General features: G+C 42.2%; 11 protein-coding genes. 7 read left to right on the top strand and 4 right to left on the bottom strand.

The features are described from left to right. Positions 1–324: 324 nt before the first annotated feature. From VF500_RS03520 to VF500_RS03505, 4 genes are all read left to right on the top strand, one after another. Complete coding sequence (locus VF500_RS03520) at positions 325–933, top strand: alpha-ketoglutarate-dependent dioxygenase AlkB (RefSeq protein WP_330858345.1); 609 nt, start codon at positions 325–327, stop codon at positions 931–933. A gap of 455 nt (positions 934–1388) precedes the next feature. After that, positions 1389–3368: an amidohydrolase family protein gene (locus VF500_RS03515; RefSeq protein ID WP_330858344.1), complete on the top strand. Its 1980-nt coding sequence runs from the start codon at positions 1389–1391 to the stop codon at positions 3366–3368. A 173-nt stretch (positions 3369–3541) separates the two neighbouring features. Then, complete coding sequence (locus VF500_RS03510) at positions 3542–5449, top strand: amidophosphoribosyltransferase (protein ID WP_330858343.1); 1908 nt, start codon at positions 3542–3544, stop codon at positions 5447–5449. 438 nt (positions 5450–5887) lie between these two features. Then, positions 5888–6037 (top strand): hypothetical protein, encoded by a 150-nt coding sequence (locus VF500_RS03505; RefSeq protein WP_330858342.1) that lies wholly within the window; start codon positions 5888–5890, stop codon positions 6035–6037. A gap of 475 nt (positions 6038–6512) precedes the next feature. On the opposite strand, the gene VF500_RS03500 is transcribed toward VF500_RS03505, so the two are convergent. Next, on the bottom strand, positions 6513–7169 hold the full coding sequence (locus VF500_RS03500) for a LysE family translocator (protein WP_121231429.1): 657 nt from the start codon (positions 7167–7169) through the stop codon (positions 6513–6515). Positions 7170–7336: 167 nt separating this feature from the next. Here VF500_RS03500 and VF500_RS03495 point away from each other — a divergent pair, with 167 nt between their 5' ends. Then, positions 7337–8812, top strand: coding sequence for an MFS transporter (locus VF500_RS03495; protein WP_330858341.1), 1476 nt, complete (start codon positions 7337–7339; stop codon positions 8810–8812). A 104-nt stretch (positions 8813–8916) separates the two neighbouring features. Beyond that, positions 8917–9372, top strand: a complete 456-nt coding sequence (locus tag VF500_RS03490; protein ID WP_330858340.1) for a dCMP deaminase family protein — start codon at positions 8917–8919, stop codon at positions 9370–9372. A gap of 120 nt (positions 9373–9492) precedes the next feature. Here the strand turns inward: VF500_RS03490 and cmk are convergent, their stop codons facing one another. Beyond that, entirely contained in the window at positions 9493–10170 is a 678-nt protein-coding gene (gene cmk, locus VF500_RS03485) for a (d)CMP kinase (RefSeq protein WP_330858339.1), read from the bottom strand. A 71-nt stretch (positions 10171–10241) separates the two neighbouring features. Between cmk and arfB the strand changes: the two genes are divergently transcribed. Further along, positions 10242–10658: an alternative ribosome rescue aminoacyl-tRNA hydrolase ArfB gene (gene arfB / locus VF500_RS03480; RefSeq protein WP_330858338.1), complete on the top strand. Its 417-nt coding sequence runs from the start codon at positions 10242–10244 to the stop codon at positions 10656–10658. 146 nt (positions 10659–10804) lie between these two features. Here arfB and VF500_RS03475 read toward each other — a convergent pair whose 3' ends face one another. Together VF500_RS03475 and lon are read right to left on the bottom strand one after the other, a co-directional pair. Beyond that, entirely contained in the window at positions 10805–11764 is a 960-nt protein-coding gene (locus tag VF500_RS03475) for a lipid A deacylase LpxR family protein (RefSeq protein WP_330858337.1), read from the bottom strand. A 443-nt stretch (positions 11765–12207) separates the two neighbouring features. After that, on the bottom strand, positions 12208–14682 hold the full coding sequence (gene lon, locus VF500_RS03470) for an endopeptidase La (RefSeq protein WP_330858336.1): 2475 nt from the start codon (positions 14680–14682) through the stop codon (positions 12208–12210). Positions 14683–14797: the final 115 nt, after the last annotated feature.

Below are 14797 nucleotides of genomic sequence, written 5' to 3'. Positions count from 1 at the left end.
GTGCGAATTCATGAATTGTATAAATTGTTAGGGGAAAAAGAGGTGATGATACCAAAGCAACGGAGGAGTTTATGGTCCGTTTTGAAAATTTTGCTGCCGCAGTGGTAAACAATGCCATCGTAAATTACATTTTGTACTATGCATGCACATAGCCAATAAGCATGCCAGTAGAATTTATTTTTATTTAGATGTTTGTTTTACAGTTGTTTATCAAAATGAGAAAGATTTTCTCAATATGAGGAAAAGCTATCAAAATGATAGGTTTTATCATATTGAGAGCAAAGTGGACTGCGCGTTTTTATTGTAGTATACTGATATTTGAGCATGGATCTATTCAATAATGATCAGCTAAACCTGTTTGGTGCGCCAAAAAACTTATTGCCTTTTGATGGTGAGGTACTGCTTTATCCTTATTTTTTTAAGGACGAGGTGTTCGACCAATTGGTGAATGAAGTTCCATGGAAGCAGGATAAAATGAAGATCTATGGCAAGGAGATCAACTTTCCGCGGCTTACTGCATGGTATGGGGAGAGCGACGAGGTATATGTATATTCGGGTGTGGTGAACGTACCTGTTAAATTTAGTCCGCTGCTTGAGGGGATTAAGCATGCGGCGGAACAGCAGTGCGGTCACCGGTTCAATACTGCCTTACTTAATTATTACCGGGACGGCAGTGATAGTATGGGCTGGCATAGCGATGATGAAACTGAGCTGGGCGGCAACCCGGTCATAGCTTCGGTATCATTTGGCGCTTCGCGGATTTTTCAGTTTAAGCATAAGCAGCAAAAGAATGCCAAAGTTTCTATCAACCTCAATAATGGAGATCTGCTGATTATGCAGGGGCAAACACAACACTACTGGCTTCACCAGGTACCCAAAACAAGTAGAATGCAGGGGGCAAGGATTAATATTACGTTCAGGTATATAGGGTAGATTGTTTTGGTATTTACGGTGGTGATTTGCAATGTGCGGAGGTGTAGTTGCACGTCTCTGCTCGCGCCTTTGTTGGTGTTGTTACCATAGGTGTTCGGAAGATGAAATTACCTCTATTTTTAAATAAAAAAATATGTCATTGCGAGCGTAGCGCGGCAATCTCGTAGCCAATGCATGTCCGCCCTGTATAGCTACGGGATTGCCGCGTCGCCCCAAGTGCTTTTGCCCATGCCGCTCCTCGCAATGACATAGCTTTTTTAACCAGTATTTCCAACCGATCTTCATCTTTCCAACCTATGGTGACAACACCAACAATGGCGGGAAGTTACGCTATCGCTAAACTTCGACCAGTAAAGGGTCAGAGGTTGATCCAATAAGAGCTTTAGCCAAAATCTCGCAAGCGGCTTTGTAACATCCCAAACAAACTACTATCTTACATTAACATTACTGACCTTATGAAAAGACCTATATTATTATTTGCCGCCCTTTCGGCCTTGATAACAAACGCCCGGGCACAAACAGATTTACCAACCGACAGCGGGACCTTCTTCCTGCATAAGTTTGAACAACATATTGGCAAAGAGACTTACTATGTACGCAAGTATAAAGATGCTGTTCATTATAACATCGATTTTAAATTTGTTGATCGCGGTTCACCCGTACCCCTTACTGCTGAACTGAAGGTAAATCCTGTGTCAGACCCGCTGGAGCTGACCATAAAAGGTAATACCTCAAGGTTTTCGACTATTGATGATAAGGTGACCATTCGCGGAGGTGACGTAGCTATCAGGGTTAATGATTCGTCGTATACACAAAAAGTACTGCCGCTTAGTTTCCCGGTAGCAGGCTATTCGCCGGGCACGGTACAGCAGGTGCTTATTCAATATTGGAATAAGCATAAACAACCTGCAAACGTTCATACGCTGCCATTTGGTGATGTACAGATCAAAAGATCAGGTACTGATCAGCTTACCTTTAACGGTAAGCCGCTTACACTAAACCGGCTTACTATAAGCGGACTGGTTTGGGGTAATGAATTGGTTTGGACAGATAATGAAGGTAAGCTAATCTGTTTGATCACTAATGATGCCGAAGGGGACAAGCTGGAAATGATGCGCGTGCCTTATGAAGAACTGTTGCCCCAACTCATCAGCAAGGCTGCTACCTATGGTATGGAACTGTTTGCTAAAGCAGCTGCGCCAACCGGGAAGGTTGATAAAGTGATAGCCGTTATCGGTGGTAATCTGGTTGACGTAAACACAGGTACAAGCACAGCAAATGCTGTTGTTTTAATAGAGAATGGCATTATCAAACAAACAGGTAAAGCCGGTGAAGTGAAAATTCCGGCAGGGGCTAAGATCATTGATGCTAAAGGAAAAACAATTTTACCGGGTCTTTGGGATATGCACGCGCACTTTGAACAGGCCGAATGGGGACCTGCCTATCTTGCTGCCGGTGTAACTACCGTACGTGATTGCGGTAATGAATTTGGATATATCAATGCTATAAAAACCGCTATTGACGGTGGCAAAGGTGTTGGGCCAAATATCATCAAAGCAGGTATCATCGATGGCAAAGGGCCGTATGCACTGGGTATTATCCAGGCTGATACAAAGGAAGAGGCTATAAAAGCGGTCGATCGTTACAAAGAAAATGGCTTTCAGCAGATCAAGATCTACAGTTCGGTAAAACCAGCCATAGTTAAAGCAATTTGCGATGAGGCACACCGTTTGGGTTTAAGCGTAACAGGCCACATTCCCAATGGTATGACCCTGCAGCAGGGTGTTGATTCGGGGATGAATATGGTTAACCATGTTCAGTACGTGTATTCTATCATGAAACGGGATAAGAACAGGGCTACTATTTTTGATGATTCGATAAGTATCGCAGCCATTAAGTTTATAAAAGATCATCATGTGGTTATCGATCCTACCATAGGTGTTTTTGAGCTGGCTTTCCGTAATGTTAAGGATGATATCACCAAACTTGAACCTAACTATTATAATTTGCCGCTGCCGCTTCAGGCGCTGTTTAAAAATATGGGCGAAGAGCCTGCACAGGCTGCTAAGGTGAAGCCGGCATATGAGAGCATGAAGAAAACGGTGAAGGTATTGTATGATGCGGGGATACCCATAGTTGCCGGTACAGATATGGGCTTCCCGGGTTACAGTCTTGACCGCGAACTGGAATTATATGTAGAAGCTGGACTAACCCCGGCACAGGCTATCAAAACAGCAACTATTACCCCTGCTACAGTAATGAGCCTTGATAAAACAACAGGCACAATTGAGGTGGGTAAACAAGCCGACCTGGTTATTATCGACGGTGATCCGCTGAACAATATCAGGGACATCCGCAAGGTATCAGTAGTGATAAAAGAGGGCAGGATTTATGACCCGGTTAAGCTGCACCAGATGGTTGGGTTTAAAAAATAGGTATGTAATTTGTTATGTTGATTGGGTGAATGGTTGGTTTTCAGTGTAATTACAGTTCATTTAATCGGCGATTTATCCAATCGACAAAACAATTAACAAACTACTAATTAATGACAATTGAATGTACCCATACTTCATTTTAAAATGATACCTTTGCAGCCTCATTCCGAATCATGAGCGATCAGATTAAACATGAATGCGGTGTGGCATTTATCCGCTTACTAAAGCCACTATCTTATTATCAGAAAAAGTACGGAACTGCACTGTACGGCCTGAACAAACTTTACCTTTTAATGGAAAAACAGCACAACCGCGGCCAGGATGGCGCCGGTGTTGCTACCATTAAACTGGATATTGCTCCGGGCAAACGCTACATCAGTCGTCACCGCTCCATGGCTTCAAATGCCGTTGCTGATATTTTTGAATACATCCAGAAGAAATTCGCGGAGATTCAAAAAGAGACCCCCGAAAAGATGCTTGATGCCGAATGGCTTAAAGAACATGTTAGCTTTACCGGCGAAGTTTTATTAGGGCACCTGCGTTACGGTACCCATGGTAAAAACAGCATTGAAAGCTGCCACCCATTTTTGAGGCAAAACAACTGGCAAACACGTAATTTGGTTATAGCAGGTAACTTCAACATGACCAATGTTGATGAGCTGTTACAACAACTTTATGACCTTGGCCAGCACCCGAAAGAGCAAGCTGATACTATCACTGTACTTGAAAAAATAGGCCACTTTATTGATACCGAAAATCAAGGCTTGTTTGATCAATATAAACGCGAAGGATTAGACGATAACGTGGAGATCAGCAAGCTGATCGCTAACGATATGGACGTAGCCAAAATTCTCCGCAAATCGGCCAAGAACTGGGATGGTGGTTATACCATCGCCGGGATCCTGGGCCATGGCGATGCCTTTGTAATGCGCGACCCGGTTGGGATCCGTCCGGCGTTTTACTATTACAATGATGAGATCGTGGTTGCAGCTTCAGAGCGCCCTGCTATCCAAACAGCATTTAATATACCGATGGAAGAGATCAGGGAAATTCGCCCGGGTCATGCTTTGATCGTTAAAAAGAACGGCAAGATCTCTGAAGATATGTTCAGCGAGCCAAAAGAAAAGAAAGCCTGCTCATTTGAGCGGATCTACTTTTCGCGCGGCAGCGACTCGGCTATTTACCGCGAGCGTAAACAATTAGGCCGTTTGCTTTGTCCGCAGATATTGGATTTTGTTGATCATGATATCAAAAACACAGTTTTTTCCTACATACCAAACACTGCCGAGGTTGCCTTTTACGGCATGGTTGAAGGCATGCACAAGTATGTAAAAAAATATCAGCATGAAAAGTTGCTTGAACTGGGAAGCGATATCACTGAAAAAGATATTGCCGAAATATTACAGGTAGCACCAAGGGTTGAGAAAATTGCTATTAAGGACGTTAAGCTGCGTACCTTTATCACCCAGGATGCAGACCGTTCCGAAATGGTAGCACACGTTTATGATACTACTTACGGCCTTATCAAAAAAGGTACCGATACGCTGGTTGTACTGGATGATTCGATTGTTCGCGGTACTACATTAAAGCAAAGTATCCTGAAAATTTTGGACAGGCTTGGTCCTAAAAAGGTGGTTGTAGTTTCATCGGCCCCTCAGATCCGTTACCCTGACTGCTACGGCATTGATATGTCGCGCATGGGCGAATTTGTTGCCTTTGAAGCGGCCATCAGCTTGTTAAAAGAGCTGGATAGGGAAGATGTGATCCTGGATGTTTACCAAAAATGTAAAGACAGCCACAAACTACCGAAAGAAGAAGTTGAAAACTATGTTAAAGAGATCTATGCCATGTTTACCGACCAGCAGATCTCTGACCGTATAGCTAAGATCATCACGCCTAAGAACGTGAACTGTGAAGTACAGGTAATTTACCAGACATTGGATAACCTGCACATCGCTTGTCCTGATAATCTTGGTGACTGGTACTTCAGCGGCGATTACCCAACCCCTGGTGGTAACAAGGTTGTTAACCGCGCCTTTGTTAACTGGATGGAAGGTAAAAACCAAAGAGCTTATATGTAAAGCCCCTAACCCTCTGAAGGGGGAACAGAATATTAAGGCGATGATTTTTTCATCGCCTTTTTTGTTTAATATTGCCGCTGTCTCTTTTTGTTGACAAATGAAATCTAAACTTACTTTTTGGGGCTATTTGGTGACAGCAGGCTGTATTATTCAGGCTGTTTCATTTCCTAAGCTTTTTTTTGAAGCTATCTCTGGCTTCAAGAATGCACCTTTCTCATGTTTGCTGATAAGTTCGTTTTTCCTCTTTTTTTGGGTGATATGTTTTTTTGGCCAGGTAAAAACAACAATTATAAGTGTGAAGATAGCGCGCGATGGAATTTTTGTTAAACGTTATTGTGGTTTAGGTATTACCCGGATTTACAATGCTGAGCAGATAAGCGGGTTTAAAACCTCAGTTTGGCACTCAAGAGGCATAAAAGCTATGAATTTTTGTATTTAATGATCAATAACAGAAAAATAGCCGTAGTATCAGAATATTATCATGGTAATTATAATGAGTTAAAAGAACATATAATTGCCAGTGGGATAAAATATATCGGCCAGGAGGAGGTTGATATAGTCGGGAATATTAAAGATATTTTTAGTTAATAGGTCTGTTCGTTTTCGGAATGATCCGGGTACAATGTTTATTTCAATGGCGGTGAAATTATAAAAGATACCTGAACAATCAACACCATGAAGTACAAAAACTTCAAAAAGAAGAAAGAAAAAATCTTTAAACCTGTAGCCATAAATTGCTGGTTTTGTTCGGTTGTAATTTTATTTATTCTTTTCACAACCAAATATCTGAACCAAAAGTGACTAATTACCGGTGCTAAAGCTATAATAGTTATTTGGGTAACAAAGCCGAATGGTAAAAGAAAGCTCAGATTAAACATGTGTAATAGTATAAAAAGAACTAATGTTGCGCTAATTAAATTAAATTGAGTGTTATTGATCCAATTCTTTTTATGAAGCCTTGAATATATCAACAGATCAGCCGTAACAGCGAATAGCACGTAGACAATTTTAAGTAGCATGATGATAAGGTTTAAAATGGAATTGGGTTGTAATGTGCAAGTTATCAGGATCCCGCTGGTGCCGCAAAAACAAAATGAGTAACCAGCTTATCAATAAGTACCAATGAAGCTATAATAAGTGCTATGCCGGCTACTTCGTTAAGGCGGTGAATAAATTTAACCGAAATGCGGTCGCGTAGTTTATTGGCGTAAAAAGCTTTGAGGGTATCCATCCCAAACTGAATGATGAGTATGGTTAAGAACATAACGGCTATATGAAATGACCTGTGGGGGGTGCCTACCAGGAATGTTGTACTGGCTGCGCCGATCACTACCGTCCAGTGGAAAAGGAGGGTAGGGTTAAAAATACACATCAGGAAGCCTTTAAGTACGTAGCCAAAGCGGTCGGCACTTGAGGGTACCTTATTTTCGTAATTGATCTCGCTTTTCTTGAACATATAATATAGCCCAAGCGCAAATAATATGGCGCTGCCCACAACACCGGCTATAACTTTGGTATGATCAGATACATCGATATATTGCGAACCGAACAGGATCGCGCCAACAAAAACAACATCGCTGCAAACCACACCAAGGGCAAGCGAGATACCGGCATGAAACCCTTTTTCGATGCTGGTTTTAATAAGCGCAAAAAAAACCGGGCCGGTAATAAATGTGAGTACTAATCCAAACCCGATACCCGAAACAATGGCTTTTATCATTAAGTTAAGCTTTGTTCTTTTTTGAACATTGCGAATATGCAATTTTATCTCATAAACAACGAAAGTTAAAATTGTGATTTAATTTATTTAAAAAAGAGTGGAGAGTTTTAGCAAAATTGGGTTATGTTTAGAGATTCAAAAATCAAATCTGTACAACCTATTTTAAAATGGAACAAAACGACAAAAAAAATTACGGGTCGGCGTTGCTCACGTTAATTACTGTATTTTTCTTCTGGGGCTTCGTGGCTGCCAGTAATGACATCTTAATACCTGTATTTAAAGAAAAGCTAAGTTTGGCGCAATGGCAATCACAAATGATCTCATTTGCTTTCTATTTAGCTTATACCGTAGGTTCAATCATATACTTCTTCGTTTCAAAGGCAAGTGGTGGCGATATATTAAATAAGTATGGTTATAAAAACGGTATTGCAGCTGGTCTTATTTTATCAGCTTTGGGTACATTGTTATTTTACCCGGCTGCCGAAACTGCTTCATTTTATTTGATGATCACCGGTTTGTTTATTGTTGGTTTAGGTTTTTCGCTTCAGCAAATTGCTGCAAATGCCTTGGTAGTTGCCTTGGGCGATCCTAAAACAGGTGCTCAACGTCTTAGCCTGACAGGCGGGGTAAACAACTTTGGTACTACAATAGGCCCGCTACTGGTTAGCTTAGCTATTTTTGGACAAGTTGGTGGCGCTACGCACGTAGCAAGCATCAGCGCGGTTAAATTCCCGTACCTCATATTAGGGGCATTATTTTTAGTAGTAGCTGTTATTTTTAAATTTTCATCTGTTCCTAATAAAATAGCATCGGTAACTGATGAAGATGTGATCAGCTCTCCAACTGATATTTCAAAGGGTGTTAAACCTACCGGCAAAAAAAGTGCGTTAAGCTACTTGCAGTTATCGTTGGGCATGATTGCCATATTTGTTTATGTGGGGGTTGAAGTATCAACGGCAAGTAACCTACCCGAATTTATGAAAGAAAAGCTCCATACAGAAACCGGAAATATAGCTCCTTTTATTTCTCTTTACTGGGCCAGTTTAATGATAGGTCGGTGGACAGCGTCAATAGGTGCGTTCAACCTGGCTGGTGGTGCTAAAAAGATATTAAGGGTTGTTATGCCTTACATCGCCTTTGCTGTATTCCTGGCTGTTAACAAGCTTGCTCAACATGACATTACTCCATTTTACATATATGCATTTGTAATTGTAGTATTAATCATCGCCGATTTGTTAAGCCGTGGTAATCCGGCCCGTCAGTTATTAATATTCTCGGGTTGTGCAATTACCGCATTATTTATAGGTATGCTATCAAGCGGTATGGTAAGCGTGTTCGCATTTATAAGCGTGGGCTTATTTTGCTCAACATTATGGCCATGTATCTATACCCTTGCTGTAACCGGTTTAGGTAATCATACCAATGAAGGCTCAAGCTTCCTGATCATGATGATCATGGGTGGCGGTTTCATTAGCTTGTTACAAGGTTATTTGGGTGGTCCGGACTTGATCGGCATCCAATGGTCATATTTAGTTGGCGTAGCTTGTTTTGCTTATCTTGCATTTTATGCAATTAAGGCTAAAAGTGTCTTAAAACAACAAGGTATCGATTTTGATACTGTTGAAGTTAAAGGCGGACATTAATATTTTTTAGAGACTGGAGGTTGGAGATTAGAGGTTAGTCCTTTAATTTTCAACCTCTTTTCTTTTTACAATAATTTTAACCAATCTCAAATCTCTAACCACAGATGGCAAAACCCAGCTTCGATCATATTTTCATGAACCTGGCCACTGATCTTTCTCAGCGGTCACATTGCGTTAAGGCGCATGTTGGAGCGGTTTTAACCCGCGATACCAGGATCATATCTATAGGTTATAACGGGCCTCCTGCAGGTACGCATAATTGCGATGAGGAATGGCCTGGGGTTGGTTGCGCACGCGATTCAAAAGGCAGCTGCTCGCTTGCCCTGCATGCCGAAGAAAACGCTATACTTTATGCTGTAAAAAACGGTGCGCGACTTGAAGGGGCTACACTTTATACTACCCTGTCACCTTGTTTGCCTTGTGCAAGGCTTATCTATTCGGCAGGGATCACCCATGTTTACTATGATAAATCGTACGCTGAGTATAAAGGCTTGGCAAGCGATGAGGGGGTGGATTTTTTAAACAAGTTTGGGGTTAAGGCGGAGAAATTTGACCGTTGATGGTTTTGATTACGTTGATTTCGCTGATATATTTTAAAACCTTGATTTGCTTGATTAAGGGATTTCCTGATAGGCTTTAAATATCAAGAAATCCTCTAATCCTGAAAATCATGGTTCCCGCTACTCCGCAATAAACGGCTCAATGTAGCTTATGGCAAACATTAATTGTTCGTCCTGGCTCAGGTCGGTGTTATCTAATATAATGGCATCTTCGGCGCGGGTAAGAGGGCTTTCTTCGCGGGTGGTGTCCTGGTAGTCGCGATGGGCAAGGTTATCAAAAACTTCTTCTAAGGTAATGTTAGGGTTGGTTGGTAATAACTCTTTGTAACGGCGTACGGCGCGGATCTTTGGGTCGGCGGTCATGAACAGCTTCACCTGGGCATCGGGAAATACCACCGTGCCTATATCACGCCCATCCATAATGATATTTTTTGAGCGACCTAAACGCTGCTGCTGTCTTACCATGGCAACACGCACTTCTTTAATGGCGGCTACCGTACTAACTTTATCAGCTACATGCATCTGGCGGATCTCTTCAGATACATCTTCCTCATTTAATGTGATGAAGGTTTTATGATTTTGTGTTTGAAAGTTAAGGTGGATATTATGTAATGTTTCGGCTACCTGGGCATGATTTTCAAGATCAATATTGTGCCTTAAAAAATATAAGGTCACGGCACGGTACATAGCACCGCTATCAACATAAATGAAATGAAGCTCTTTTGCTAAAGCTTTTGCCAGGGTGCTTTTGCCGCACGAAGAATAACCATCAATGGCTACTACGATGTTGTTGTTCATAGAGCTGCTAAAATAACAAATTATTAGCAAATGGCCCGACCGGGGTAACTCAATTAGGCTTATTTTTGAAGATGAATTTCACTAAAGCCGATCTCCAAAAGGAAACGAGCTATAAAACATCCAGAAGCGGCGGAAAGGGCGGCCAAAACGTAAATAAGGTTTCGAGCAAGGTTGAACTGTTGTTTTCAATAGCCTCATCAGCATTGTTTACCGATGAGGAAAAACAACTGCTAACCGAAAAGCTGCAAAACAGGTTCAATAAAGATGGCTATGTACAGGTAGTATGTGATGAAGAACGGAGCCAATATCTCAATAAAGAAAAAGCGATTGAACGGTTAATATCACTGCTCACAAGGGCCCTTCAAAAGCCCAAAGTGCGTAAGCCAACCAAAGTAAGCAAAGCCGCCAAAGCCGCAAGGCTGGATAGTAAGAAAATACAAGCAGTGAAGAAGGAGGGGAGAGGAAAGAGATTTGATATTAGTGATTAGAGGGGGAACTTCCTAAAAGTATGTCATTGCGAGCGCAGCGTGGCCACCGCATGCTATATAAGGCGGCTTAGCTTCCGTGCGAGTGCCACGCTGCGCTCGCAATGACATGGTGGTTCAAGTAACGGTTCTCCTAATCTCTAACCTCTCTACTTAAATCTATAAAACCCTGTAATTGATCCCCACTGATGCGAGCGGATCATCTCTTTGGCGTCTTTGGTATGGAATATAGCAGCTATATCAAAGGCAAAGCGGCTCGTGGTAAAAGCTACGCCAACCTGCTGACTAAATATAAAAGGTTTTTTTTCTGAAACTACTTCCAGGCTGTTCGGATCATCATGTTTGCGGAACAGGCTGCCCTGTATAGTTGCATCATAACCAACCAGGTTAGCCAAAGGCTTATAGTAAAAAAAGATCTCGTGCTTGTGCAATAATTTTTCTTCGCCGCCAGTTGATACCGTGCTTTGCGTGCTGATAGAATTGAACAACTGGTTAAAATTGCCTAAACGCACCATACCGCCGGCTCCGGCGCCGGTAAAACCATTGCCCAGGTTGGCATATGAACTAAATGTAAGGTCGATCCATGAGGCGCGGGCCAGCAGCTTATTATACTCGGCCGAAAGGTTGAGTTCCACATCGTTTTTGATCTGGTATTGCCAGCCGTTAAGATGATAAAAACCAAATGTATTGTGGATAAGCTTTTGTACAGGTTCGCCGCCTGCAGCAGGGCCTACTACACCTAATTGTGCACCAAGTTTGAGGTTGCTTTCATTTTTATATAGGAAGTTTAATGTTGAACCTAAATAAGTATATGCAGCAAAAGGCCTGTCGATATCAAATGGCCCGCGGACGTAGCCCGATTGCGGGTTAAACATTTTTTGCCCCAGTTCAAATCCTAAAACTTTATTTTGGAGATCATTTTCTGATGGTTTTACTGTTAAAGCTTTTCGGTAATAAAAGAAAATACCATTGGTGTAATACCTGTCGGATCCCTGACCAAGGAATGAATCATTATCAGATTGGATACCAAATTCGTGACCGCGGGTTTGTGCAAATAAACAGGTAGCGCTTAGCAGGCATACCAGTGTTAAAAATAGTTTATTAGGCATTGGGGTTTAAATAGTATATGTGCGCTAATATATAAAAAACCCAATGCAAATAAAGGAGTTATAAATTAACAGGGATTGCAGCTTTTAAATTCCTCTCTTGAGAGGGAAATAGCCGATGTATTAACAGTTAAAGAAAATAGGTATGGCGCATAGTCGACTCACCCGGTCTACGCTACGCTGGACCATCCTCTCTTCGCCTTTGGCGGAAAGAGGGTAAAGAAAAAAAGATAAAAATCCCCTCTTTACACTTGCGTAGAGAGGGGTGACAAGCGCAGCGATGTCGGGGTGAGTCGATACGGCGGTTAATTCTTTACTTATTTCTATTCATGGGCTATTACTCTCAATAGGGGAATCGCACTTTCCCTCCCTTTTTCTTTATTTCCTTTAAAACAAAAAAGGATTCACAACGTCGTGAATCCTTTTTGTTTGGGTTAGCAGGCTGCTTAATTAACAGCTGCTTTATCGTCTTCTTTAATGGTAAGGTCAATAGGCTTTTTAACTTTTTCGTTAAGCAGGGCTAAGCTTATTACATCCCTCATATCGGTAACGTAATGGAAACTAAGATCTTTTATGTAATCTTCTTTAATTTCCAGGATATCCTTTTGGTTAGATTTACACAAGATGATCTCCTTAATATTAGCACGTTTGGCAGCCAGGATCTTCTCCTTGATACCTCCAACAGGCAACACGCGACCACGCAGGGTTATCTCACCGGTCATGGCCAGATTAGGTTTTACTTTACGCTGTGTAAATGCTGATACCAACGCAGTAAGCATGGTAACACCTGCCGATGGGCCATCTTTAGGGGTAGCGCCTGCCGGTACGTGTACGTGTACATCCCACTGATCAAACAGCTTAGGGTTGATGTCGAAATCGGCAGCGTGCGCCCGCAGGTAGGCGAGGGCAATGGTAACTGACTCTTTCATTACGTCGCCAAGGCTGCCTGTTAGCGTTAAGCGGCCTTTTCCGGGACTTAAGCTTGCTTCAATGAACAAGATATCACCGCCTACCGAAGTCCAGGCCAGGCCTGTTACAACGCCTGCAACATCATTGCCTTCGTAAAGGTCTTTATCAAAAATAGGTGCGCCTAATATTTTCTCAATATCTTTTTTGCTTACAGCGCTGTTGTACGGTTCTTCCATGGCTATGTTTTTAGCCACACCACGCACAACCGAACCTATTTTTTTCTCCAGTGAACGTACACCCGATTCGCGGGTGTAATCAACTATCACCTTTTCAAGCACATCAGCCTTGAGGCTTATATCTTTTAGTTTTAAGCCGTGGGCCTCACGCTGTTTTGGAACAAGGTGTTGCTTGGCTATCTCAATTTTTTCTTCAATGGTATAACCGTTCACCTCGATGATCTCCATCCTGTCTAACAATGCAGGCTGGATAGTGCTCAATGAGTTGGCGGTTGCTATGAACATCACGTTTGAAAGGTCGTAATCCATCTCAACATAATGGTCATAAAAAGTACCGTTTTGTTCAGGGTCGAGCACTTCAAGCAAGGCCGATGAAGGATCGCCCCTGAAATCGTTGCCTACCTTATCTATCTCATCCAAAATAAATACCGGGTTTGATGCGCCCGCTTTTTTTATCGACTGGATGATACGGCCCGGCATAGCACCAATATATGTTTTACGATGACCGCGGATCTCGGCCTCATCGCGGATCCCGCCTAATGCCATGCGCACATACTTACGGCCTAAAGCTTTGGCTATTGATTTACCTAAGGATGTTTTACCAACTCCCGGAGGGCCTACCAAACAAAGGATAGGCGCTTTCATGTCGTGCTTTAATTTCAGCACGGCGAGGTATTCGATAATGCGCTGTTTTACCTTATCCAATCCAAAGTGGTCTTTGTCAAGGATCTTTTGCGCACGCTTAAGGTCGAAGTTGTCTTTAGTAAAGTCGTTCCAGGGCAGGTCAAGCAGCAGTTCAAGGTAATTGATCTGTACCGAGTAATCGGCCGCCGCGGGATTGGTACGCGCCAGTTTTTCAAGTTCTTTATTAAAATGGTCTTTAACTTCCTTAGCCCATTTCTTTTTAATGCCACGCTGGCGCAGGCTCTCAATTTCCAGATCGGGCGTGTTACCGCCTAACTCTTCCTGTATGGTTTTAAGCTGCTGATTAAGGAAATAGTCGCGCTGCTGTTTATCAAGGTCGACACGTACTTTGGTTTGGATCTGGTTTTTAAGTTCCAGCATTTGCAGGTCGAGCGTTAAATGCTCCAATACCAGGTTGGCACGTTCGCGCAGGTTAGCAATTTCAAGCAGATGCTGTTTAGCCGTCATATCAGCATTCATATTTGATGATATGAAGTTGATCAGGAACGATGTGCTTTCGATATTACGGATAGCAATACCTGCTTCGCTTGGGATATTTGGCGAAAGCTGGATAATGTTCATGGCCATATCCTTAATGGATGATACCATGGCTTTAAACTCCTTGTCTTCCTTGGTTTTTATTTCATGGAAGGGTTCAACGGTAGCTTTTATGTAAGGCTCGCTTTGTACTTCTTCTTTTAAATAAAAGCGCTTTTTACCCTGGATGATGACAGTGGTGTTACCATCGGGCATTTGCAGCATTTTTATGATGAGTGCTATGGTACCAACTTTATTAAGCTGGTTAAAAGTAGGGTCTTCAATGCCCACATCCTGTTGCGAAACCACCCCAATCATGCGGCTGCCTTTATTGGCATCGCGGATTAGTTTTATTGATTTATCCCTGCCAACCGTAATTGGGATCACAACACCGGGAAAAAGCACGGTATTGCGCAAGGGTAAAATAGGCATTACATCGGGAAGTTCCTCATTATTCATCTCCTCCTCATCTTCCGATGACATTAACGGGAAAAATTCTGAATCCTCATTTATAACCGGTAAAGCATTTTTAAAATCAAACGGATCGAAATTCATTAATTATATTTTAGTAGAATAAAACGCCATGTTGTCAGCCTGCAAAATAACATTTGCGTCAATTGCAGGTTAAATTGCGATTACGAATCGCACCTTGTTATGGTTCAAGAGCTGT

Source organism: Mucilaginibacter sp. (assembly GCF_036383575.1).
Taxonomy (GTDB): Bacteria; Bacteroidota; Bacteroidia; order Sphingobacteriales; family Sphingobacteriaceae; genus Mucilaginibacter.
This window is presented reverse-complemented; position numbering and strand designations above follow the sequence as displayed.